At 57.4% G+C, this 22,563-nt stretch carries 20 protein-coding genes; 15 read left to right on the top strand and 5 right to left on the bottom strand.

Translation table 11 applies throughout. From position 1 onward, the window contains the following. The first annotated feature begins 99 nt into the window (after positions 1-99). The 9 genes from V6L79_RS16960 to V6L79_RS16920 all read left to right on the top strand — a co-directional run bounded on the left by V6L79_RS16960 (position 100) and on the right by V6L79_RS16920 (position 9,007). Complete coding sequence (locus V6L79_RS16960) at positions 100-1,056, top strand: AraC family transcriptional regulator (RefSeq protein ID WP_338580327.1); 957 nt, start codon at positions 100-102, stop codon at positions 1,054-1,056. Positions 1,057-1,204: 148 nt separating this feature from the next. After that, entirely contained in the window at positions 1,205-2,560 is a 1,356-nt protein-coding gene (gene benA / locus V6L79_RS16955; protein ID WP_261738479.1) for a benzoate 1,2-dioxygenase large subunit, read from the top strand. Then, complete coding sequence (gene benB / locus V6L79_RS16950) at positions 2,560-3,048, top strand: benzoate 1,2-dioxygenase small subunit (protein ID WP_321836943.1); 489 nt, start codon at positions 2,560-2,562, stop codon at positions 3,046-3,048. Before benA ends, benB begins: the two co-directional genes overlap by 1 nt. A 70-nt stretch (positions 3,049-3,118) precedes the next feature. Beyond that, positions 3,119-4,129, top strand: coding sequence for a benzoate 1,2-dioxygenase electron transfer component BenC (benC, locus tag V6L79_RS16945; protein WP_261738477.1), 1,011 nt, complete (start codon positions 3,119-3,121; stop codon positions 4,127-4,129). 21 nt (positions 4,130-4,150) lie between these two features. Then, entirely contained in the window at positions 4,151-4,912 is a 762-nt protein-coding gene (locus tag V6L79_RS16940; RefSeq protein WP_261738476.1) for a 1,6-dihydroxycyclohexa-2,4-diene-1-carboxylate dehydrogenase, read from the top strand. A 35-nt stretch (positions 4,913-4,947) separates the two neighbouring features. Next, positions 4,948-6,066, top strand: coding sequence for a muconate cycloisomerase family protein (locus V6L79_RS16935; RefSeq protein ID WP_321833417.1), 1,119 nt, complete (start codon positions 4,948-4,950; stop codon positions 6,064-6,066). Between the two features lie 135 nt (positions 6,067-6,201). Next, positions 6,202-6,492, top strand: coding sequence for a muconolactone Delta-isomerase (catC, locus tag V6L79_RS16930; RefSeq protein WP_261738474.1), 291 nt, complete (start codon positions 6,202-6,204; stop codon positions 6,490-6,492). Positions 6,493-6,530: 38 nt separating this feature from the next. Further along, positions 6,531-7,457 (top strand): catechol 1,2-dioxygenase, encoded by a 927-nt coding sequence (catA, locus tag V6L79_RS16925; protein WP_261738473.1) that lies wholly within the window; start codon positions 6,531-6,533, stop codon positions 7,455-7,457. 125 nt (positions 7,458-7,582) lie between these two features. Then, positions 7,583-9,007: an FAD/NAD(P)-binding protein gene (locus tag V6L79_RS16920; RefSeq protein ID WP_338580326.1), complete on the top strand. Its 1,425-nt coding sequence runs from the start codon at positions 7,583-7,585 to the stop codon at positions 9,005-9,007. Between the two features lie 49 nt (positions 9,008-9,056). Here the strand turns inward: V6L79_RS16920 and mgrA are convergent, their stop codons facing one another. Continuing rightward, entirely contained in the window at positions 9,057-10,094 is a 1,038-nt protein-coding gene (mgrA, locus tag V6L79_RS16915) for an L-glyceraldehyde 3-phosphate reductase (RefSeq protein ID WP_338579226.1), read from the bottom strand. Between the two features lie 361 nt (positions 10,095-10,455). Between mgrA and V6L79_RS16910 the strand changes: the two genes are divergently transcribed. Together V6L79_RS16910 and V6L79_RS16905 are read left to right on the top strand one after the other, a co-directional pair. Beyond that, a complete protein-coding gene (locus V6L79_RS16910; RefSeq protein ID WP_321836945.1) occupies positions 10,456-11,556 on the top strand; it encodes a polyamine ABC transporter substrate-binding protein in 1,101 nt (366 codons plus the stop codon). 89 nt (positions 11,557-11,645) lie between these two features. After that, the gene (locus V6L79_RS16905) at positions 11,646-12,758 is read left to right on the top strand and encodes a P1 family peptidase (RefSeq protein WP_338579225.1); all 1,113 of its coding nucleotides are present in this window, start codon (positions 11,646-11,648) and stop codon (positions 12,756-12,758) included. A 153-nt stretch (positions 12,759-12,911) separates the two neighbouring features. Here V6L79_RS16905 and V6L79_RS16900 read toward each other — a convergent pair whose 3' ends face one another. Both V6L79_RS16900 and V6L79_RS16895 read right to left on the bottom strand, forming a co-directional pair. Then, positions 12,912-14,651: a dipeptidase gene (locus V6L79_RS16900; protein WP_338579224.1), complete on the bottom strand. Its 1,740-nt coding sequence runs from the start codon at positions 14,649-14,651 to the stop codon at positions 12,912-12,914. Positions 14,652-14,754: 103 nt separating this feature from the next. After that, complete coding sequence (locus tag V6L79_RS16895) at positions 14,755-15,537, bottom strand: LuxR C-terminal-related transcriptional regulator (RefSeq protein WP_321833408.1); 783 nt, start codon at positions 15,535-15,537, stop codon at positions 14,755-14,757. Positions 15,538-15,630: 93 nt separating this feature from the next. Between V6L79_RS16895 and V6L79_RS16890 the strand changes: the two genes are divergently transcribed. Both V6L79_RS16890 and V6L79_RS16885 read left to right on the top strand, forming a co-directional pair. Further along, a complete protein-coding gene (locus V6L79_RS16890) occupies positions 15,631-16,455 on the top strand; it encodes a carbon-nitrogen hydrolase family protein (protein ID WP_338579223.1) in 825 nt (274 codons plus the stop codon). Then, positions 16,452-17,552: a polyamine ABC transporter substrate-binding protein gene (locus V6L79_RS16885; RefSeq protein WP_261738466.1), complete on the top strand. Its 1,101-nt coding sequence runs from the start codon at positions 16,452-16,454 to the stop codon at positions 17,550-17,552. The genes V6L79_RS16890 and V6L79_RS16885 overlap by 4 nt, the downstream gene beginning before the upstream one ends. A gap of 419 nt (positions 17,553-17,971) precedes the next feature. On the opposite strand, the gene V6L79_RS16880 is transcribed toward V6L79_RS16885, so the two are convergent. Beyond that, positions 17,972-19,558: a transporter substrate-binding domain-containing protein gene (locus V6L79_RS16880; protein WP_338579222.1), complete on the bottom strand. Its 1,587-nt coding sequence runs from the start codon at positions 19,556-19,558 to the stop codon at positions 17,972-17,974. 10 nt (positions 19,559-19,568) lie between these two features. Continuing rightward, positions 19,569-20,192 (bottom strand): response regulator transcription factor, encoded by a 624-nt coding sequence (locus tag V6L79_RS16875; RefSeq protein ID WP_261738462.1) that lies wholly within the window; start codon positions 20,190-20,192, stop codon positions 19,569-19,571. A 216-nt stretch (positions 20,193-20,408) separates the two neighbouring features. Between V6L79_RS16875 and V6L79_RS16870 the strand changes: the two genes are divergently transcribed. Further along, on the top strand, positions 20,409-21,494 hold the full coding sequence (locus V6L79_RS16870) for a fimbrial protein (RefSeq protein ID WP_338579221.1): 1,086 nt from the start codon (positions 20,409-20,411) through the stop codon (positions 21,492-21,494). A 278-nt stretch (positions 21,495-21,772) separates the two neighbouring features. Next, positions 21,773-22,555, top strand: coding sequence for an EAL domain-containing protein (locus V6L79_RS16865; RefSeq protein ID WP_338579220.1), 783 nt, complete (start codon positions 21,773-21,775; stop codon positions 22,553-22,555). The last annotated feature ends 8 nt before the right edge of the window (positions 22,556-22,563 follow it).

The following is a 22,563-nucleotide window of genomic DNA, read 5'->3' as shown; positions in this document are numbered from 1 at the left end:
GTTCGATTACCGAACGTTAGCCAAGAGTCCAATTGCTCTGTCATCGTGCCCAGGCCTACTCTGACAACCATAATAATGACAGTACCGAGTACCTTGCCGATGGATAGCCGCCTGCTGAGTGAGCGCAGTAGCGTGTTCCGACACGCAGACCCACATGCCGTTTCCGATTATGTGAACCAGCATGTCGGCCCGCACTGTATTGGCCTTTCCAGGACCACCCGGCCGCTGGCCAGCCTCAATCACCGTAAATTCGCCGAGCTTGACCTGTGCCGTATCAGTTATGGCGGCAGTGTGCGGGTGACCTCGCCCGCGCTGGAGACCCTCTTTCACTTGCAGGTGCTGTTGAGCGGCAATTGCTTGTGGCGCGGGCCGACCCGCGAGCACCACCTGGTGCCGGGCGAGCTGCTGCTGATCAACCCGGATGACCCGGTCGACCTGACCTACTCCCAGGACTGCGAGAAGTTCATCCTCAAACTACCGGTCAGCCTGCTCGAATCGATTTGCGACGCACAGCGCTGGCGGCGGCCCACGGGCGGTGTGCGCTTTATGCGCAACCACTACCGGCTCGACGAACTGGAAGGGTTTCTCGGTTTGCTGGGCATGGTGTGCCAGGAGTCCGAGGCCAGCGACCCGTTGGTGCGGGTGCAGGAGCACTACACGCAGATTGTCGGCAGCAAGCTGCTGACCCTGATGCAGACCAATATCAGCCGTGAAAACCTGGCATCAGCCAGTGCCGGTATCGAGCGCATCCTCGACTACATCGAACGCAACCTGAAGCTGGAACTGAGCGGTGAAGACCTGGCCATACAAGCGTGCATGAGCCAGCGTTCGCTCTACACCCTGTTCGAACGCCAACTGGGCGTCACGCCCTTGCAGTACATCCGCCAACGCAAACTTGCGCGGGTCCATGCCTGCCTGAGTGACCCGAGTTGCCCGGTACGCAGCCTGACCGAACTGGCGCTGGATTACGGTTTTCTGCACCTGGGACGGTTTTCCGAAAGCTATCGCTTGCAGTTCGGCGAACTGCCGTCGAGCACCCTTAAACGCAGGCATTGAGATACCCAAAAACCCGTAGCAGCTTGGCGAGTGCTGTCTTTAGCCTTTGTGCAGTAATCGGATAGCGATCCGCAGTAAACGGATATTGCTCCTTGTATCGATTCCCTAACCTGACCCGGCCCTGATAATAACAACGGAGGCCCTGGCCATGTCCCTGGGAATCGATTACTTGAATGCCATGCTTGAAGAAGACAAGGAGAAGGGCATCTACCGCTGCAAGCGCGAGATGTTTACCGACCCTGATCTCTTCGAACTCGAAATGAGCCAAATCTTCGAGGGCAACTGGATCTACCTCGCCCACGAAAGTCAGATCCCCAACGTCAACGATTTTTTGACCACCACCATTGGCCGCCAGCCGATTTTTATCGCGCGCAATAAAGCGGGTGAGCTCAACGCCTTTCTCAACGCCTGCAGCCATCGCGGCGCCATGCTGTGCCGGCACAAGACCGGCAACCGCGCCAGCTACACCTGCCCGTTCCACGGTTGGACCTTCAACAACAGCGGCAAGCTGCTCAAGGTCAAGGACCCGAGTGCCGCCGGTTATCCCGAAGGGTTCAATTGTGAAGGCTCCCACGACCTGACCAAGGTGGCCCGTTTTGAGTCCTATCGCGGCTTTCTGTTCGGCAGCCTCAACCCGGACGTCAAATCCCTGAGCGAGCACTTGGGTGAATCGGCCAGGATCATCGACATGATCGTTGACCAGTCTGCCGATGGCCTGGAAGTGCTGCGCGGTGCCAGTTCTTATATCTACGAAGGCAACTGGAAACTCGCAGCCGAAAACGGCGCCGATGGTTACCACGTCAGCTCCGTGCACTGGAACTACGCCGCCACGCAAAACCAGCGCACCCTGCGCGAAGCTGGCGAAGAAATCAAAACCATGAGCGCTGGCAGCTGGGCCAAGAGCGGTGGTGGTTTCTACTCTTTCGACCACGGCCATTTGCTGCTCTGGACCCGCTGGGCTAACCCCGAGGATCGCCCGGCCTACGAGCGCCGAGACGAACTGGCCCGCGACTTTGGCCAGGCCCGCGCCAACTGGATGATCGAAAATTCGCGCAACCTGTGCCTGTACCCCAACGTGTACCTGATGGACCAGTTCAGCTCGCAAATCCGCATCGCCCGGCCAATCTCCGTCGACAAGACCGAGATCACCATTTACTGCATCGCGCCCAAGGGCGAAAGCAGCGAGGCGCGCACCAAACGTATTCGTCAGTACGAAGACTTCTTCAACGTCAGCGGCATGGCCACCCCGGATGACCTGGAAGAGTTCCGTTCCTGTCAGACCGGCTACGGCGCAGGTCGGGGCTGGAATGACATGTCTCGCGGGGCCGAGCACTGGGTCGAAGGCGCGGATGCCGCTGCCGAGGAAATCGACCTCAAACCCTTGTTGTCCGGTATTCGTACCGAAGACGAAGGCCTGTTTGTGCTGCAACACAAGTACTGGCAGCAAACCATGCTCAAGGCCGTTGCCAGCGAGCCAACGCTGATCCCCGTGGAGGCCGTGTAATGAATAGCCTCTATGCCAGCGTGCGGGATTTTTTGTATCGCGAAGCGCGTTACCTGGACGACGCTGAATGGGATCAGTGGCTGGAGCTGTACGCCGCCGATGCCAGTTTCTGGATGCCGTGCTGGGACGACAACGACACGCTGACCGAAGACCCGCAAAGTGAAATTTCGCTGATTTGGTACGGCAACCGTGGCGGCCTGGAAGACCGGGTGTTCCGGATCAAGACCGAGCGCTCCAGTGCGACCATGCCGGACACCCGCACCTCGCACAACTTGAGCAATATCGAGATCGTCGACGAAATCGACGGGCTGTGCCGCGTGCGTTTCAACTGGCACACCCTGAGCTTTCGCTACAAGACCACCGACAGCTACTTCGGCACCAGCTTCTACACCCTCGACATGCGCGGCACGCAGCCGCTGATCAAGGCCAAAAAAGTCGTGTTGAAGAATGACTACGTGCGTCAGGTCATCGACATCTACCACATCTGATCAACGTTGTGATGCGTGCCTGAAGGTGCCAGTGGGCGCCCGGGGCCCGGCATCGCCCGCGAGGTACATTATGAGCTTTCAAATTGCGCTCAATTTCGAAGACGGGGTCACCCGTTTTATCCAGGCCAACGACCAGGAAACCGTCGCCGACGCGGCTTACCGCCAGGGCATCAATATCCCGCTGGATTGCCGCGACGGTGCTTGCGGCACCTGCAAGTGCTTTGCCGAAGCCGGGCAATACGAGCTGGGCGACGAATATATTGAAGATGCCCTCAGCGAAGAGGAGGTTGCCCAAGGGTATGTGCTGACCTGCCAGATGCGCGCCGCAAGCGACTGCGTAGTGCGCGTGCCAGCCTCTTCGGCAGTGTGCAAGACCCAGCAAGCCAGCTTTGAAGCGGTTATCAGCGATGTGCGGCAGCTGTCAGAGAGCACCATTGCGCTGTCGATCAAGGGCGAGTCCCTGAACACCCTGGCATTTTTGCCGGGCCAGTACGTCAATCTGCAAGTACCGGGCAGCGAGCAGACGCGGGCCTATTCCTTCAGCACCCTGCAAAAGAATGGCGAGGTCAGCTTTCTGATCCGCAATGTGCCGGGCGGGCTGATGAGCAGCTTTTTGACCGGCATTGCCAAGGCGGGCGACAACATGACCCTGGCCGGACCACTGGGCAGCTTCTATCTGCGTCAGATCCAGCGCCCATTGCTGCTGCTGGCCGGTGGCACCGGGCTAGCGCCGTTTACCGCCATGCTGGAAAAAATCGCCGAGCACGGCAGCCCGTACCCGGTGCACCTGATCTATGGCGTGAGCAACGACTTTGATCTGGTTGAGCTGGATCGCCTGCAAGCCCTGAGTGAGTGCATTGCCAATTTCAGTTTCAGTGCCTGCGTGGCCAACCCGCAGAGCCAGCACCCGCTCAAGGGTTATGTCACCCAGCATATCGAGGCCTGCCATCTGAACCAGGGGGATGTCGACGTGTACCTGTGCGGCCCGCCACCGATGGTGGAAGCGGTCAACCTGTACATCCGCGAGCAAGGCATTACACCGGCCAACTTCTACTACGAAAAGTTTGCCGCTGCCGCTTGATCCCTTTTATCCGAGGTTGCCATGAACAACAGATTCGATAACAAGGTCGCGCTGGTGACCGGCGCCGCTCAAGGCATTGGCCGCCGGGTGTGTGAACGGTTGCTGGCCGAAGGTGCGCAAGTCATTGCGGTAGACCGTTCCGAGCTGGTTTTTGAGCTGCAAGGCGAGGGCGTGCTGGCCCTGACTGCCGACCTTGAGCAGTACACCGACTGCGCCCGAGTGATGGCGGCGGCGGTGCAAGCCTTCGGCCGACTGGACGTGCTGATCAACAACGTGGGCGGCACCATCTGGGCCAAACCGTTCGAGCACTACCAGGTTGAAGAAATCGAGGCAGAAGTGCGGCGTTCGTTGTTCCCCACTTTGTGGTGCTGCCATGCGGCACTGCCGTACATGCTGGAGCAGGGCCAAGGGGCGATTGTCAACGTCTCGTCCATCGCCACTCGCAGCATCAACCGCGTGCCGTATGGCGCGGCCAAGGGCGGCGTTAACGCATTGACTGCCTGCCTGGCCTTCGAGAACGCCGAGCGCGGCATCCGGGTCAATGCCACAGCCCCCGGCGGCACCCAGGCTCCGCCGCGCCGTATTGCCCGCAACCCCGGCGAACAAAGCGAAGACGAGAAGGGCTGGTATCAGCAAATCGTCGACCAGACCCTCGACACCAGCCTGATGAAACGCTACGGCACGCTGGATGAGCAGGTCGGTGCGATCCTGTTTCTGGCCAGCGACGAAGCCTCCTATATCACCGGCGTAACCCTGCCGGTCGGCGGCGGCGATCTCGGCTGAAAGACTGCTATTACCTATCTGACGGGAAGACTGAAATGCCCCAAGTCCTGATTGAAAGCCTGACGACCCTGATCGTCGACCTGCCCACCATTCGCCCGCATACGCTGGCAATGCACACCATGCGCAAGCAGACCCTGGTGATCCTGCGCCTGCGTTGCAGCGACGGTATCGAAGGTATCGGCGAGGCCACCACCATCGGCGGTCTGGCCTACGGTTATGAAAGCCCGGAAAGCATCAAGGCCAACATTGATGCGCACCTGGCGCCGATGCTGGTGGGCAAGCCTGCAGACAATATCAATGCCGCCATGCAGACCCTGGACAAGATCGCCAAGGGCAACACCTTTGCCAAGTCCGGTATCGAAAGTGCGCTACTCGATGCCCAGGGCAAGCGCTTGGGGTTGCCGGTAAGCGAACTGCTCGGCGGTCGGGTGCGTGACAGCCTGGAAGTGGCCTGGACCCTGGCCAGCGGCGACACCGCCCGCGACATCGCCGAAGCCGAGCAGATGCTGGAGGCGCGCCGCCACCGGATCTTCAAGTTGAAGATCGGCGCTAACCCGCTGGAGCAGGATCTTAAACATGTGCTGGCGATCAAAAAGGCCCTCGGCGACCGGGCCAGCGTACGTGTCGACGTCAACCAGTATTGGGACGAGTCCCAGGCCATCCGTGGCTGTCAGGTACTGGGGGATAACGGTGTCGACCTGATCGAGCAGCCAATTTCTCGGGTCAATCGCTCGGGACAGGTGCGCCTGAATCTGCGCAGCCCGGCGCCGATCATGGCCGATGAGTCCATCGAAAGTGTTGAAGACGCGTTCAGCCTCGCGGCGGACGGCGCGGCCAGCGTATTCGCTCTCAAAATCGCCAAGAACGGTGGCCCCCGTGCTGTTTTGCGCACTGCGCACATCGCCGAAGCGGCGGGCATCGCCCTGTACGGCGGCACCATGCTTGAAGGCTCGGTGGGCACCCTGGCATCGGCTCATGCGTTCCTCACCCTCAAGCAATTGACCTGGGGTACCGAGTTGTTCGGGCCGCTGTTGCTCACCGAAGATATCGTCACCGAGGCGCCGCTGTACCGCGATTTTGAACTGCATATCCCGCGTACCCCGGGCCTGGGCCTGACGCTGGACGAAGAGCGGCTGGCGCGTTTTCGCCGTTAACACTCTGAATAACCCCTGTGGGAGCGGGCTTGCTCGCGATGCAGACGACTCGGTGCACCAGGCCAACCGCGCTGATGCTATCGCGAGCAAGCCCGCTCCCACAGCCACTTCCCCTATTTATTCAAGGAGAACCCCATGCTTTTCCACGTAAAAATGACGGTAAACCTACCGCTGGATATGGACCCGACCAAGGCCGCGAAACTCAAGGCTGATGAAAAGGAACTGGCCCAGCGCCTGCAACAGGAAGGCAAATGGCGCCATTTGTGGCGCATTGCCGGGCATTACGCCAACTACAGCGTATTTGACCTGGCCAGTGTCGAGGCATTGCACGACACCCTGCTGCAGTTGCCGCTCTTTCCTTACATGGATATCGAGATAGAAGGGCTGTGCCGCCATCCGTCCTCGATCCATGACGACGACCGCTAACGCTTTCATCCCTGCATAAAAAAAATAAGGTGAGCCCCATGACCGTGAAAATTTCCCATACTGCCGCGATCCAGAGTTTCTTCAAGGAAGCCGCCGGCTTTGGCAGCGACAACGGCAGCCCGCGCCTCAAAAGCATCATTTTGCGGGTGCTGCAGGACAGCGCTAAAATCATCGAAGACCTGGACATTACCGAAGACGAATTCTGGAAGTCCGTGGACTATCTCAACCGTCTGGGCGGTCGCTCAGAGGCCGGTCTTTTGGTGGCAGGCCTGGGCATCGAACATTTTATCGACCTGTTGCAGGACGCCAAGGATGAGCAGGCCGGTCAGTTCGGTGGCACCCCGCGCACCATCGAAGGCCCGCTGTACGTGGCCGGCGCCCCGATCTTCGAGGGCCAGGCACGCATGGACGACGGCAGCGAGGAGGGCGTTGCCACTGTGATGTTCCTCGAAGGGCAGGTGTTCGATACCCAAGGCAACCCGTTGGCCGGAGCCACCGTCGATCTGTGGCATGCCAACACCAAGGGCACTTACTCGTTCTTCGACCAGAGCCAGTCTGAATACAACCTGCGTCGGCGCATCATCACCGATGCCCAGGGTCGCTATCGCGCCCGCAGTATCGTGCCATCGGGCTATGGTTGCGATCCGCAAGGCCCGACCCAGGAGTGTCTGGATCTGCTGGGGCGTCACGGCCAGCGTCCGGCCCATGTGCACTTCTTTATCTCGGCCTCTGGCCACCGCCACCTGACCACCCAGATCAACCTGTCGGGCGATAAATACCTGTGGGACGACTTTGCCTATGCCACCCGCGAAGGTCTGGTAGGCGAAGTACAGTTTCGCGACGATGGCGCCCGTGATGTGGCTGGGCGTTATGCCGAGCTGACGTTCGATTTCCAGTTGCAGCAGGCAGCCGCCCCGGCCGCCGAACTGCGCAGCCATCGCCCGCGAGCGTTGCAGGACAGCTGATCACTGAAGGTTCGGGTGACCTCAACTGAGAAAGCGAGTGCTTGAATCCGGGCGCTGAACACAGGAGGATCAGTGAAAAACCCCTGCGTTCAGCGCTCTATAAATTCAGGAACGAGTGAATGACGATGAGTGAGCCGCAAACCGGACAGCAAACCCCTGCCATTCGCGAGGCCGATGTTTTGATAGTGGGTGGTGGCCTGAGCGGCACCTTGTTGGCCATGCAACTGCTGCGCTTGCCGGGTGCCCGGCGCATCGTGGTGGTGGAGCCCAGGCCCGAACTGGGTCGGGGGGAGGCCTACAGCGCCACCGAGCTGGGGCATACCCTCAATGGTAATGCGGCGCGCATGAGCGTCGAGCCGGAGGATAGCGATGACCTGACCCGCTGGCTGCAAGCCTATATCGCTGACGGTGGCTGGCCCGAGTCCGACAAGCAGCATGTGCCGGTTGCCGAACTGTTCCCGCCACGCGGTCTGTTCGGGTTGTATGTCCAGCAACGCCTGGCCGAAGCTCTGGCTATCGGCGAGCCGAACGGTTCAAGTTTGAGCCATGTGCGCGATGAAGTGATCGACCTGCAAACCCTTGAACACGGTGTCAGGGTTACGCTCAAGGACGGTAGCCAGTGGCAGGCAGGTGCAGCAGTGTTGGCCACCGGCATGTTTGCGGCAGCCCGTACCGCTCAGCGTGACTCCAGTGGTCTTAACGCAGCGGCGCTGGACCCGTGGAATGTTGAAGCATTGCGAGCGCTGCCGACTGATGCCAGGGTGTTGATCATCGGCTCGGGGCTGACCATGGTCGATGCGCTGGAGTCGCTGAATCAGGCGGGTCATCGCGGACCAATCGAGGTCTTTTCCCGTCATGGTCTGTTACCCCATGTGCGTCGTCAGCCACCGGTCTGGGAAGATTTTTTGAGCCTGGCGCCGGAGCTGCGCAGCCCTTTGCAGTTGCTGCGCGAATTGCGCCGTCAATGTGTTCTGGCGCAGGCGCAAGGTATCGACTGGCAAGCGCCGCTGGACACCGTGCGGGTGCACATCGCCAGGCTCTGGAGCCAGGCCAGCGACGTACAGCGGCGCCAGTTTGTGCGCCACGTGCGACCCTGGTGGGAGAGCCATCACCATCGCTCACCGCCCCAGGGCAATGCCTTGCTGGAGCGGTTGCTTTCACAAGGGCGGCTGACTATTCGTGCGGCGTCGCTGCAAGGGGTCGACAACTCTGGCCCGCGGGTTCGTCTGCGTTACCGTGGGCAAGCCGAGGCGGTATGGGTTGAAGGCGATGGCCTGATCAACTCCACCGGCATCGAGTATGACTGGCGCCGGGTCGATAAAGCCTTGCCTCGGCAACTGCTGCTGCGCGGGCTGATCCTGCCCGGAAATCTGGGCCTGGGAATTGCGGCCGATGCGGGGGGAGCGGTGTTGAATGCGCAAGCAGAACCCGCGCAACGACTGTTTGCGATGGGGCCGCCATTGCGTGGGATGTGGTGGGAAAGTACTGCGGTGACAGACGTTGCGTTACAGGCCAAGGCCTTGGCGCAACGACTGGCAATGCAGTTTTAGCTAACGGTGGGAGCGAGCAGGCTCGCTCCCACAAAAAAGCCAGTAGCGCTTACTCAGCCGTCGAAGGTTTTTGCCACAAGTTAATCCCGCCTTCCTGGGCAAAGCGGTCGATCTCTGCCAGTTCCTCATGGCTAAAGTTCAAGTTCTGCAACGCTGCGACGTTCTCGATGATCTGCTCCGGGTGGCTTGCGCCGATCAGTGCCGAGGTCACGCGCGGGTCGCGCAGGGTCCAGGCCAGCGCCATCTGGGCCAGGCTCTGGCCCCGACGCTTGGCAATCTCGTTCAACGCCCGTACGTGGGCAATATTGGCCTGGGACAAGTGCGATGATTGCAACGAACCACCGCCCGGACGATTGATCCGCGCATCTGCCGGTATGCCATTGAGGTATTTGTCGGTCAGCAAACCTTGTGCCAGCGGGGTAAAGGCGATCACGCCGGTACCGAGTGCTTCGGCAGTGTCCAGCAGGTCCTTCTCGATCCAGCGATTAAGCAGGTTGTACGCCGGTTGATGAATCAACAGCGGGACTTTCCATTCCTTGAGCAATGCCGCCATTTCTCGGGTTTTGACCCCGGAGTACGACGAGATACCGATATACAACGCCTTGCCCTGTTGCACGGCCGTGGCCAGAGCGCTGGCGGTTTCTTCCAGCGGCGTGTCGGGGTCGAAGCGGTGCGAGTAGAAAATGTCCACGTAGTCCAGGCCCATGCGCTGCAGGCTCTGGTCGAGGCTTGCCAGTACGTATTTGCGCGAACCGCCACCCTGACCGTAAGGGCCGGGCCACATGTCCCAGCCAGCCTTACTGGAGATAATCAGCTCATCGCGGTACTGCTTGAAGTCTTCGCGCAGCAGGCGGCCGAAATTGGTCTCGGCGCTGCCGTAGGGCGGGCCGTAGTTGTTGGCCAGGTCGAAGTGATTGATGCCCAGATCGAACGCGGTGCGCAGCAGCGCACGCTGGGTGTCGATCGGTGTGCTGCCGCCAAAGTTGTGCCACAGGCCCAGAGACAATGCGGGCAGCACCAGCCCGCTGCGACCCGTGCGGCGGTAAGGGATGGAATCGTAGCGGTTTGCGGCAGCGATATAAGTCATCAAATCCTCATCGTTCAGGTGTGTTCGTATTCTCTTGAGCAATCTGCGTACCAGCCGTTGCGACTGCACAAATCCCAGCTTAGAGCAGTCGGGTGCTGTCGGTGGGTGAAACATTTGCTGATTGGCTGTTTGTCTGGCAACAGCGAGTGGCGTCCGGACATAGAATCGGACACGCACAGTGGCCATAAAGATCCCCTTTTGGCCTGCCTCCCTCTGTGATCGGGCAGAGCTCTCGGCAAGAATCAAAGCCGCCACGCCATAAAAACAAACCTTTCGTCCTTACCCTTGGCCATTTGCAGGCCGCTGCCGTGTACAGAACATAACAACTAACGATCTCACGCCGAACCTGGGGAACTGACTCATGGACACTATGAAACGCTTACTGGGCGCCACTGTTTGCGGGCTGACGCTGCTGGCCAGCGGTGTACAGGCCGAACAGCGGCAATTGCGGGTTTACAACTGGGCGGACTATATCCTGCCGTCGGTGCCCAAGGACTTCGCCAAGCAAACGGGGATCAAGGTGACCTGGGATTCGTTCGACACCAACGAAGCCCTGGAAGCCAAGCTGCTGACCGGCAACTCGGGGTATGACCTGGTGGTGCCGTCCAATCAGTTTCTCGATACCCAGATCAAGGCTGGGGTGTTCCAGAAACTGGACAAGTCCAAGCTGCCCAACTGGCAGCACCAGGACCCGGCCCTGCTCAAGTTGCTGGACACCAATGACCCCGGCAACCAGTACGCGGTGCCTTATATGTACGGCACGGTGCTGATCGGTTTCAACCCGGCCAAGGTCAAGGCCGCGCTGGGCGAGAATGCGCCGGTGGACAGCTGGGACCTGGTGTTCAAACCGGAGAACATGGCCAAGCTCAAATCCTGCGGCGTAGCGATGCTCGACTCACCGTCGGAAATCCTGCCGTTGGCACTGCACTATCTGGGCCTGGACCCCAACAGTCAGAACCCTGCAGACTATGAAAAAGCCAAGCAACTGATGCTGAAGATTCGTCCCTATGTGACCTACTTCAACTCGGCCAAGTACATGACCGACATTGCCAATGGCGACATCTGCGTGGCCATCGGTTACTCCGGCAGCTTTTACCAGTTCGGCAATCGCGCCAAGGAGTCGGGCAACGGCGTAGTGGTCGACTGGCGCCTGCCAAAGGAAGGCGCGCCGATCTGGTTTGATACGTTTGCGATCCCTAAAAGCGCGAAGAATGTCGAGCAAGCGCATGAGTTTCTCAACAACCTGCTGGAGCCCAAGGTCATCGCCGGGATCAGTGATTTCCTCGGTTATCCCAACGTCAACAAGGATTCGCTGCCACTGATCAACAAGGACATCACCGGCAACCCGAACCTGACACCGACCAGTGAGGCACTTAAATCCTTGTATGTGGTGCAACCGTTGCCGCAGAAAATGGAGCGCGTAAGGACCCGGGTCTGGACCAGTATCAAATCCGACAAGTAACCCCTCGGGGGTAGTGAATGGGGGTTATCGTCAAGTGCTTGCCGGGTTTCTACACTGGGGGCACTTTATCGAACGACGAGAACAGCACCATGCGTATCCGTGAGCTTGGCATCACCATCGGTTCGGGCACTCCGGGCGTGTACAACGCCATCACCGATGTGCCCGGTGTGCGAGTGGGTCATCACACCCTCAATGTTGAAACCGATGAGGTTTCCATCCATTCCGGTGTGACCGTGATTGAACCACGGGCCGGTGCGACGCATCTGCAACCGTGCTTTGCGGGCATGCATGTGCTCAATGGCAACGGTGATGCCACGGGGCTGGAGTGGATTCGCGAGGCAGGGTTGCTGACTTCACCCATCGCCTATACCAACACTCACAGCGTGGGCGTGGTGCGCGATGCTCTGGTTTCGGCCGAGCGCGAATTGGGCAAGCAACACACCTATTGGTGCATGCCCGTGGTGCTGGAAACCTACGACGGTACGCTGAACGATATCTGGGGCCAGCACGTTACTGCAGAGCATCTGCACCTGGCACTGCAGGACGCAAAGTCCGGCCCGGTGCAGGAAGGCAATGTGGGTGGTGGTACGGGGATGATCTGTCACGAATTCAAGGGCGGGATCGGCACGTCTTCACGGGTCTTGAACCCGGAGCAGGGTGGCTGGACCGTGGGCGCGTTGGTGCAGGCCAACTACGGCGTACGTGAAGCCTTGCGGGTGGGTGGGTACCCGGTCGGTACAGTGCTGGATGACGTGCCGTCGCCGTTTAAAGGCGCGGTTAATGTTGGCGTACCGGGCATGGGTTCAATCGTGATTACTATTGCGACCGATGCACCCTTGTTGCCGCACCAATGCACCCGTCTTGCGCAGCGTGCCAGCGTCGGGCTGGCGCGGGTGGGTGGGGGAACGGAAGACTCCAGCGGCGATATTTTCATTGCCTTCGCGGTGGGCAACAACAATCTGCCAGCGGCCAATTTCGGCCATCCGGGCGAGCCGACCACGGCGTTGCAGATGGTCAACAACGACTACATCTCGCCGCTGTTTGTAGCAGCGGCGGATGCGGTTGAAGAGGCGATTCTCAATGCCATGCTTGGCGCTGAAGACCTGTCAGGGTGCGGCAATACCGTGCTGGCGCTCAAGCCCGAACGTTTGCTGGCAGCCTTGAAGCAGGTGGGCTGGAAGCCGAATATCAAACTTGCGTAGCAGCTGCCGCAGGAACGAGGCTGCGTTCGATTGCGAAGCGATCGTAAATCCTGAATCCTCGGTCTAACTGATAGACCGCAAGTTTAGTTTTTACGACGGCTACGCCGTCAAACGCAGCCTCGTTCCTGTGGCAGCTGCTACGGATATTTACCCTCAGAGTTTCGGCAATTGCCCGATGCGGGCCATCATCTCGGTGACGATCTGCAGGTCCAGCATGAACTGCTCTACAGTCTTGAACTCGTTGTCGGTATGCCCGGTGTACTTGACATCGGGCATGGCCAGACCAAATTGCACGCCGTTAGGCAGTTCATGCACCGACGTCGCACCCGCCGAAGTACCGAACTTGTGTTCCATGCCAAGGTTCTCGCTGGCTACGGCCAGCAGGGCCTTGACCCACTCTCCCTCGGGGTTGCGATACATCGGCTCGGCGATGGTGTAGGCAAAGGTCACCGGCACTTGTTTGCGCTTGCTCCAGGCATCCAGTTTTTCGGCGATTTGCGCTTTGAGTGCTTCAGGCGACTTGCCCTTGGGTACGCGCAGGTTCACCGCCAGCTTGAGTGCCTTGTCATCCAGCCCGACAAAGGTCAGTGAAGTGGTCAGCGGTCCCATGAACGCATCGGCAAAACCGATCCCCAGCTTGCCACCCTCGTAGTCCAGCCCCCAGTTGTCGGCGCCATAGTGCGCGGCGTCGGTAATGTGGTTGTGCTTGAGGGCGATCTGGCCGTCAACGCTGCTGATGAAATCAAGCATCCGGGCCACCGGGTTGATCCCGGATTCGGGCTCGGAGGAGTGCGCGGAAACCCCAGTCACCGTCAGCACCACATCTTTGCCGACTATCTTGGCGTTCACCTCGAAATTGTCGCCATTGCGCCGTACATATTCAGCACCGGCCTTGTTCAGACTGGCGGCCAGTTCGTCCGGTTTGTCGGTGACCAGGGTGGCGATCGATGTCGACGGAATCTGGTTGGTTGCCATGCCGCCCGTGAGCGAGATGATTTCTGCGCCCTGACCTTCGGCGTTACGTCGCGCAAAGCTGGCCATGACGGTTCCGTAGCCTTTTTCGGCAATGACCACTGGGTAGCCGCCATCCAGCGCCAGGTTGTAGTTGGGCACCGGGTTGTGTTCGAAGTAATAGGGGATGGCATCACCGGACGTTTCTTCGGTGGTGTCGATCAGCAGCTTGAAGTTCCTGGCCAGTGGCAGCTTCTCTTCCTTGATCACTTTCATGGCGTACATCGCCACCACTATGCCGTTTTTGTCATCCTCGGTGCCGCGTCCGTACATACGGTCGCCGATCAGTGTGACCTTGAACGGATCGAGTTTGGTCCCGTCCTTGAGCACCCAGTTTTCAGGGGTCACGGGTACTACGTCGGCGTGGGCGTGAATGCCGACTACTTCATCGCCACTGCCTTCGAGGGATACTTCGTAGACGCGGTTGTCGATATTGCGAAAATTCAGGTTAAAGGCCTTGGCCAGGTCCTTGATCTTGTCGGCAATCTTGAGAAATTGCGGGTTCTCGTACTGGGGCACGCCGTCCACGTTGACGGTCGGAATGGCAACCAGTTCACGTAGGGTTTCGGTGGCCGCCTGGCCGTATTTCAGGCGTGTGTAGAGGCCCAGCAGACGGTAGATTTCGTTCTGCTGTTCAGCGGTCAGTGCCTTGTGGTCGATAAAGGCACTGATGGTTGGCTCCAGATTGTCGGTTTTGGCCAGTTCGCTTTTGGCTACAGCTCCCAGAAACTGCCTGAAGTCGGTAACCGGCGCGTTGTTGAAAGTCTTGAGGATGACCGCGCTCTGTTGCGGCGTGAGGGTGGCGTATGCAGTGCTGCTGAACGCGGTGAGGCTGGCCATCACCAAGGTTGCAGCAGCCAGTTGCTTGAGTGAAAAATCCATTGTGTGGGGCATTCCTTTGCAGGCAGTTGGTTAGAAATGGGCGTTAAATGAAACAAAACATTTCTCAACTTACACTGCGAGGGAGGGCAACGGTAGGTGCTTTTTACTCTTGCGCCTGTAAAAACAACGAGAACAGTTCGGACTGTGACTTGATCCCCAACTTGCTGTACATGTGCTTGCGATGCACTTTCACCGTCTCGGCCGAAATCGCCAGTTTGCGTGCGATTTCCTTGTTCGAGCAGCCGCTGAGCAGCAGCAGGCCGACCTCCATTTCCCGTGCGGTCAGTGGCGTAGTCAACTGCTCAGTGGCTGCTTCCAGGCGGCTTTGCCAGTTGGGCGTCAGCTCCGGCGCCTCCTTGGGTTCGCGCTCAAAGTTCAGGCGTTGGCGCATCAGTGCGGCTACCCACGGTTGCACCAGCCCCAGCAACGCGGTCTGCTCCAGGCTGAAGCGGCATTGGCTGCCCACTGAAAGGCTCAGGGTGCGTTCGTCGTCGAGTTGCACATTGATATGCACCTCGTCGGTGACGATATTCAGGCGGAAATAACGCTGATAGTAATCGGTCTGCTCAAAGCATTCCGGGGCCACGTCCTGCAGGCGGAATAACCCGCTGCGCGGTGATTCGCGGTTGGCGATGTAAAACGGGTCCAGCAGGTACAGGCCCTTGAGGTAGTCCTGAAACAGCGAATCCATGCCACCGTCTGCGCCGGGGGATTCGGCCAGTACATGCGGTTTGCCTGCGCTGTAAATCAGCACCACCCAGTTATCCACGGGCACATACCGACCCAGCAAGCGCACCAGCGCCGTCCAGAAACCGGGCTGGTCGAGGGTTTCAATAACCCGGCCCATCGCGTCATGCCAGGCCACATCCTGCAACGTCAGAGTCATCTCACTACCCACTGGGTGTTACCCCATCGAAGTCATATATTGGCGCTATGCCGCGCACCATACTCGGCTCATCCCTCCCTGCAAGGATCCGAGATGAAAATTGAATTGGTGCAACTGGAAGGCCATGACGGCGACACCGCTTATAACCTGTTGCGCACTCTGAATGCCATCGCCACCTGTGCTCACGATACCGATTTGCTGGTGTTTCCGGAGACCCACCTGAGCGGTTTTGTCGGTGGCCAGCAGTTGGCGCAGGTTGCCGAACCATTGACCGGTCCGACCCTGCAAACCGTATTGCAGGCTGTGCGTGAGCGGGGTGTGAGTGTGGTGGTGGGGATTGCTGAGGTGCATGACGGCAGTTTCTACAACACCTCGGTACTGGTGACACCCGAAGGGATCGCACTGCAGTATCGCAAGACGCATCTGTGGCCAACCGAGCGTGGCGACTTCTGCCCCGGCGACCGTTTTGGCACTGTGCTCTGGAAGGGCGTTCGGGTGGGTCTGCTGATCTGTTACGACATCGAACTGCCGGAAACCAGCCGTGCCCTGGCACAACTGGGTGCCGAGCTGATCATCGTCACCAATGGCAATATGGACCCCTACGGCCCAGTGCATCGCACCGCGATCATGGCCCGCGCTCAGGAGAACCAGGCTTTTGCGGTGATGGTCAATCGCGTCGGGGCCGGGAATGACGGGCTGGTGTTCGCGGGTGGCAGCATGGTGGTCGACCCGTTCGGGCATGTGCTGTTCGAGGCCGGCCGCGAAGAAGTACGGCATGTTGTCGAGCTGGATTTCGATCAGCTCAAGGCCGCCCGCCGTGATTACGACTACCTCAAGGATCGCCGTTTGTTGCTCTCGGGCGAGCAGCTCGAACATGCCGACGGTCGTCGCGAATTGTTGATCGGAGCCTGCACATGAATTCCAAGCCCGTTATGCGCCTGGCCCTGGCCGCGCTGTTCAGTTGCAGTGCCGTGAACGCCGTTGCGGCTGAGCCCAGGGTCAACATCTACAACTGGTACGATTTTATCGCCCCGGACACGATGAAAAACTTCCAGGCCGAAACCGGCATCAGCTCCATGTATGACGTGTTCGACAACAGCGATGTGATGCAAAGCAAGCTCATGGCCGGTCGCAGTGGTTATGACGTTGTTGTGGCTACCGGTGATCTGTTGCCCAACCTGATCAAGGCTGGGGTCCTCAAGGAACTGGACGCCTCGAAGTTGCCTAATCGCTCGCACCTTGACCCGGCCATTCTGGCCAAGATGCAAAGCAACGATCCGGGTAATCGTTATGCCGTGCCTTATCTGTGGGGCACCACGGGGGTTGGTTATGATGTCGACAAAATCAGGGCAATCCTGGGGCCGGATGCACCGGTTGATTCCTGGGACCTGATTTTCAAGCCCGAGAACCTGAGCAAGCTCAGCCAGTGTGGGGTGGCGATGCTGGACGCCCCCAGTGAAATAATCCCCATCGCCCTGCATTACCTCGGTCTGCCTTACAACAGCACTAACCCCAAGGACTACCAGAAAGCCGAGGCGTTGCTGCTGACCTTGCGGCCATATATTCGCTACTTTGACTCATCCAAATTCATCACCGACCTGGCCAATGGCAACGTCTGCGCGGTGGTGGGTTGGGCAGGCGGCGTGCAGGACGCCAAAACCGCTTCGGAAGTGGCTGGCAACGGCCGCACCATCCGCTACAGCATCCCCCGCGAAGGGGCGCCGATTTGGGTTGAAAGCATGGTGCTGCTCAACGATGCGCCCAACCCGGAGCAGGGCCTGGCGTTTATCAACTACATGTTGCGCCCACAGGTGATTGCACAGACCTCCACCTACCTCAAGTACCCCAATGCCAACCAGGATGCCAAAGCGCTGATAGACGCGAAGATCCGCGACAATCCGCAGATCTACCCTGGCCAACAGGTGATGGACACGCTGTACCCGCTAGAGCCGTTGCCGCTGAAACTTGAGCGGGTACGCACACGGGTGTGGAGCAAGGTCAAAAGCGGTACGTAAACCCCGAAATCGTGTAGATACTCTGTTCCAGGTCAAGCCCCAGTGGGAGCGAGCTTGCTCGCGAATAATCTTCGCGAGCAGGCTCGCTCCCACGCTTGAGGTATCTCCTCAGCGGCTACATGTGTGCGTATCGTCGCCAGTATCACCTCTTGCAAAACTTTCCGTCCGATCAAAGTTCAATCTTTTGTATTCGGATAGTGCGTACTATTAACCACGCCTAAATGTTAAGTAGCCTGTTATTAGATCTGATAGCAGGTCTTTAATTATCCCGTAGTTATATCTTGCCCTTGAACAAGAACCGTCTCGGCCATTCTCGAGAATGGGCTGCTCATCTTATAGGATGGTATGCGGTACAGTTGTTTTGCCTTAAGGAATAGGCAACTACTCCCTCCTATTGAGTCTTAAAAAAATGAAATTTGCTAAATATTGTCGGTTGCTGCATTGGCCCGCCAGCGCCCGGCAATAACCGCGGCTTCATTGGGCGATATTTTCATCAGGGCTTTTTCAATGATGGAAATCAGCTGCGGATTGTCCATTGTGCCGGCAACCCCGATCAGGGCATTGACCCCAGGCAGTACGCCTGAAGTCTTCAGGGTGTTTTCATACTTATAAGACAAGTAGTAGCGGGCCTGGTTGGCCGAGGTCACCGTGTAATCGGCTTTTGCGTCCCGGACCATATTCAAGGCATCGGCGATATTGTCGGTGGAGATCAGGTTCAGGTTCGGATAGCGCTGCTTGATAAACTCTTCAAGCGCGTCCGAGCGGGGTAGTGCAATTGTTTTGAGGTTAGAGTCGCTCAGGTCGAAATTGTCGTAGTCGCTGGTGCGGGTAATCACGGTATATGGGGTGGTGATGATGGGCTGGGTAAACAGGTACTTTTTATCCCGCGAGCGTGTCTCGGACAGAATGCTCAACTGTGCGCTGCCATTGTCGAGCAACACCTGGGCGTCGTGAACCGACCGGGTTCTGATGACTTCGAAATTCAGGCCGGAACTCAGGCGTACCAACTCCAGAAAGTCGGACATGGAACCGCCAAACTGACCGCTGGTGTCAAACAACGCATAAGGCGCCAGATCCTCGCTGACCGCTATTTTGAACGTCGTGTTGCGACTTAGCAGTGCTTTTTCTTCATCGCTCAACAGGTGCAGGAATTCGCCGTTGTAACATTTGAGCGTCGACACCCACCAGTTAACCATATCCACTTTTTGGCAGCGACTGCGGGTACGCAGTTGTCGGCTGATGATGGTTTCAAGAACATGGTTGCTTGGCATCACGCCGAAACTGATCGGGGTGTCGGTGTTCTCAACAGTGAGATTGGTCACCAACTGATTGTTGAAGGTCTGGTTGATCAGATAACTGGTGCTGACGGTGTCACCCAGATAGGCCTCTGCAGAACCGTCGAGCACAGCGGCAATGGCTTCGTAGGGTGACTGGTAGCTTTTGATCGTGGTGTTGCGAAATTTTGAGAATGCCAGGTCGCTGACAAATCCGTCTTTTGTGGTCGCTATAACCGATGCCGGGTTCTTCAGGTCCAGGCTCAACAGGCTGCCGGTCTTTGAGTAAAGAGCGACACGGGTGTACGTGTACTCGGCGGTCAGCCCGGAGCCGTACTCCCTGGCCTCGGCCGGTGTGACGGCATCGACCAGATCAATCTCGCCTCGCCTCAAGGCATCAAAGGCCCGCGCCCGATTATCGAAGCGCAGGATGTCAAAGTGGATACCCAGTTTTTTCTGCAGACCGTACAAGTTGTCGGCGGAGATACCTTCGAGCTCATTCTTGGCTGTGGTAATGGTGAAAGGCGGGAAGTTGGGGCTGCTTACTCCCAAACGGACGACTTTTTTGCCCTCGATCCACTGGTGTTCCTGCTCAGTGACTGGCGCGCTAAACCCGATGTTTTGCCCGACGTTGGACAGCTGGACGGCAGTAGCGGTCATCGCAAAGGAATGACGGACCAGTACGATCAACAGCAGCGCGGCCAGCGTCATGCCCAGGTAATTGCGCTTCATGGACTGATACTCACAACAGGTTCAGTTCTTTGGCGATGCTGGCCAGTTCGATATTGGTGCGCACGCCGAACTTTCTGAGGATTTTGATTTTGTGCCCACTGATGGTCTTGTTGCTTAAATGCAACTTTTCGGCAATTTCAAGATTGCTCAGGCCCTTGGCCAGCAATTGCAGCACGATTACTTCTTTATCGGTCAGTTGGTGCTGCGTGTTATCCGCTTTTTGATCCGATTCGCGGTAGTGCGCCAGGACTTCTCTGGGGAAATACAGATACCCCTCGGCGAGGGTATTGAGTCCTTTTAATAGCACATCCAGGCTGGCGTTTTTATTAATAAAACCCACTGCCCCGGCTTGCATGCAACGGGAGGCATAGGTGTTGGCCGGGTTAGAGGTGAACACCATGGTTTTGACGGGCAGTTGTTCGGCATTAATACGTTGTAGCACCGAGAGTCCGTCCAGACCGTCGATACCGATATCCAGCAACAGATATTCTGGCGCCAAGGCGCGAATTTTGCTCAGTGCATCGATACCGTCGGCGGATTCGGCCAGCACGTCAAAGCCATTGCGCTCCAGCATCGCCTTGATTGCACTGCATATAATAGGGTGGTCGTCGACGATGATAATGGTTTTATTCATAAATCCACTCGCGCAAATATGACTGAAAAAAGCGAGTGGCAGTATAGCGACGCAAATGCTCACCATGTCAGTTAAACGGTGGTTTGGGGGCATTGATATAAGCCACTGAGTGAATTCAAGACCGTTCTTGTGTGTTTTCAAGAAAGTGCAGGGTGCTCGAACACGGATTGTTCTTTAGGGTATGGATACAGACGTATTTATGCAGGTTGGGTGTTTATGAAGTTTATCGGTGTAGATAAACGTTATGTGACAAGTCTCGCGATGGTGTGGGTTTGTGTGTTAGTCAGTGGTGTTGCGCGGGCTGACTGTACGGCTGACTTTGACAACGAGTTTCCGACGTTTGATATGGGTAGCCACTATGTTCCTCGTGATGCGCCAATAGGCTCGGTGATAGGGACGGCAAGTAAAAGTTATACGTATAGCTTCTCGGGTAGTCTCCGATGTAATCGCGGTGATACTCTCTCCACCCTGGCAAATTGGCCCGTTGTGCCGGGCATTAAAGTTCCTGCCCTTTTACACGATGGGACAGTCTTCAAAACCAATATTCCAGGCGTTGGAATGATCGTGGAGAGCAGATGGTTAGCATTGAAAGGGTGGGAAGTAGTGTCTGGTAACTACAGTTATTCACCCTTTACCATTCGAATGACCCAATTGAATGGGGTGATTAGTTTTCCCGCTGTTGTCCGGTTTACCTTGGTTAAAACAAGTCATGATATCCCTGTTGGCACGACCAAGCTGGTAAATGGTACGTCTGCCGTGAGGTTTTATTCGGGCAGTAAAGTTCTGTTTAGTGTTTTTGTTACAGGTTCTGTTATCCGCTCCGAGTGCTCCTTGCCCAATAGTTCCCCCGGAGGGCAGACGTATATCGATGTGCCCATGGGGAGTGTTCAGCGCCGTGAGTTCAAAGGCAAGGACAGCTATCTTGACAGCAAGGCCTTCTCCATTCCGTTAACCAGTTGTGTTGCCGGTACTTACCCGACAGACCAGTCCTGGAACTTTTATGAAAATTCCAATGTGAATATAAAGTTTGAGGGCGCTGGCGGTTCGGCAATTATTGATGCGGCCAGAGGTATTGTGGGCCTGACCACAGATTCAACCGCCAAGGGCGTGGCGGTGCAAATCATGCGTAAAGACGGGGTCACGGCCTTGAAGCTCAATGAGGATGTGCCCCTTGCACAAGTAAAGGGAACTAGCATGAGTATTGATTTGAAAGCCCGCTATATCCAGACCAGTGACAGCCCAATGGGGCCGGAACCGGGTGTGGCGAATGCCAAGGCGGCTTTTAGTGTGACGTATAAATAATAGTTGCTGGCGCGTTCTTGAGCGGTCAAACAAGACCGCTCGGCGAGCTATTCAAGAATTGTCTTATGTTGCGTCAAAGAGCAAGACGATAGGCTGGTATTTTTCCGCAGGTGATTCCTGTGCAGGAGCTTGGGGCTGTTGTTTTTTTTCGCAGGCCTCGAATGACTGCATTGCAGCCATGCTGCGGGGTGGTGAATTTACACGTTGTGGGCGGGGATAATTAAGTTCAAACAAATAATGGTCAGTCGATTTCATCGACGGCCCTGCGTGCTGAGTTGATGTGTGAACTCGAGGTGCTGCGCGCGCTGGATGAGAAAGAAATCATTCCTTATTTTCAGCCAAAAGTATGCCTTGCCACGCAAAAAATCCTCGGAGTGGAAGTATTGGCCCGCTGGAAGCATTCTCAACATGGCCTGTTGTCGCCTCTGTTCTTCCTGCATTTGATCAGTAACGAAGACCTTCACCAGCAGTTGTTCTCTTGCCTGCTTGCCCAGGGGTTGAAGTTGCACAAGTACCTGTACTCCATCGGTGAGTCGCTGGTGTTCTCTTACAATATTGAAGCCAGTCAACTGGCCGATAGTGGTTTTGCCGAAGCGTTGGTATGGCAGATCAAAAAGGCCGGGGTGCCGCTCAATCAAATCACCCTTGAAGTCACCGAAAAAGAGGGCCTGGACCTTGATGCGGAGTGTGTCGAAAACATAGCCACGCTGATTAAACACGGCTTGAAGCTGTCCCTTGATGACTTCGGTACAGGGTATTCGTCAATTATGCGTCTGGCCGATTTGCCCTTCAGTCAGATCAAGCTGGATGCGGAGTTTGTCGCCAGGTCCCAGGGGGTAAAAGAGACTCGCATCATCGAGTGTGTCGCGGCCCTGGCCCGATCTCTGGATCTGGAACTGGTCGCCGAAGGGGTCGAAACACAAGCGCAGTGCGCGCACTTGCAACATCTGGGCGTTGATTCGGCCCAGGGCTATTGGTTTCACAAACCCATGGGGGGTGCTGTATTGCTGAAAGTGATTTTGGCGGACAAGCCCCTGCAACGCTTCTTGCTGCAAGGCTAAGGGATACT

This window comes from Pseudomonas sp. ML2-2023-6 (assembly GCF_037055265.1).
Taxonomy (GTDB): domain Bacteria; phylum Pseudomonadota; class Gammaproteobacteria; order Pseudomonadales; family Pseudomonadaceae; genus Aquipseudomonas; species Aquipseudomonas kulmbachensis.
The sequence above is the reverse complement of the archived record's forward strand: the minus strand, read 5'-3'. Positions and strand labels throughout refer to the sequence as shown.

Coding starts and splice junctions, on each gene's coding strand:
- V6L79_RS16960 (WP_338580327.1), top strand. CDS start 100: ATGGATAGCCGCCTGCTGAGTGAGCGCAGTAGCGTGTTCCGACACGCA.
- benA (WP_261738479.1), top strand. CDS start 1,205: ATGTCCCTGGGAATCGATTACTTGAATGCCATGCTTGAAGAAGACAAG.
- benB (WP_321836943.1), top strand. CDS start 2,560: ATGAATAGCCTCTATGCCAGCGTGCGGGATTTTTTGTATCGCGAAGCG.
- benC (WP_261738477.1), top strand. CDS start 3,119: ATGAGCTTTCAAATTGCGCTCAATTTCGAAGACGGGGTCACCCGTTTT.
- V6L79_RS16940 (WP_261738476.1), top strand. CDS start 4,151: ATGAACAACAGATTCGATAACAAGGTCGCGCTGGTGACCGGCGCCGCT.
- V6L79_RS16935 (WP_321833417.1), top strand. CDS start 4,948: ATGCCCCAAGTCCTGATTGAAAGCCTGACGACCCTGATCGTCGACCTG.
- catC (WP_261738474.1), top strand. CDS start 6,202: ATGCTTTTCCACGTAAAAATGACGGTAAACCTACCGCTGGATATGGAC.
- catA (WP_261738473.1), top strand. CDS start 6,531: ATGACCGTGAAAATTTCCCATACTGCCGCGATCCAGAGTTTCTTCAAG.
- V6L79_RS16920 (WP_338580326.1), top strand. CDS start 7,583: ATGAGTGAGCCGCAAACCGGACAGCAAACCCCTGCCATTCGCGAGGCC.
- mgrA (WP_338579226.1), bottom strand. CDS start 10,094: ATGACTTATATCGCTGCCGCAAACCGCTACGATTCCATCCCTTACCGC.
- V6L79_RS16910 (WP_321836945.1), top strand. CDS start 10,456: ATGGACACTATGAAACGCTTACTGGGCGCCACTGTTTGCGGGCTGACG.
- V6L79_RS16905 (WP_338579225.1), top strand. CDS start 11,646: ATGCGTATCCGTGAGCTTGGCATCACCATCGGTTCGGGCACTCCGGGC.
- V6L79_RS16900 (WP_338579224.1), bottom strand. CDS start 14,651: ATGGATTTTTCACTCAAGCAACTGGCTGCTGCAACCTTGGTGATGGCC.
- V6L79_RS16895 (WP_321833408.1), bottom strand. CDS start 15,537: ATGACTCTGACGTTGCAGGATGTGGCCTGGCATGACGCGATGGGCCGG.
- V6L79_RS16890 (WP_338579223.1), top strand. CDS start 15,631: ATGAAAATTGAATTGGTGCAACTGGAAGGCCATGACGGCGACACCGCT.
- V6L79_RS16885 (WP_261738466.1), top strand. CDS start 16,452: ATGAATTCCAAGCCCGTTATGCGCCTGGCCCTGGCCGCGCTGTTCAGT.
- V6L79_RS16880 (WP_338579222.1), bottom strand. CDS start 19,558: ATGAAGCGCAATTACCTGGGCATGACGCTGGCCGCGCTGCTGTTGATC.
- V6L79_RS16875 (WP_261738462.1), bottom strand. CDS start 20,192: ATGAATAAAACCATTATCATCGTCGACGACCACCCTATTATATGCAGT.
- V6L79_RS16870 (WP_338579221.1), top strand. CDS start 20,409: ATGAAGTTTATCGGTGTAGATAAACGTTATGTGACAAGTCTCGCGATG.
- V6L79_RS16865 (WP_338579220.1), top strand. CDS start 21,773: ATGTGTGAACTCGAGGTGCTGCGCGCGCTGGATGAGAAAGAAATCATT.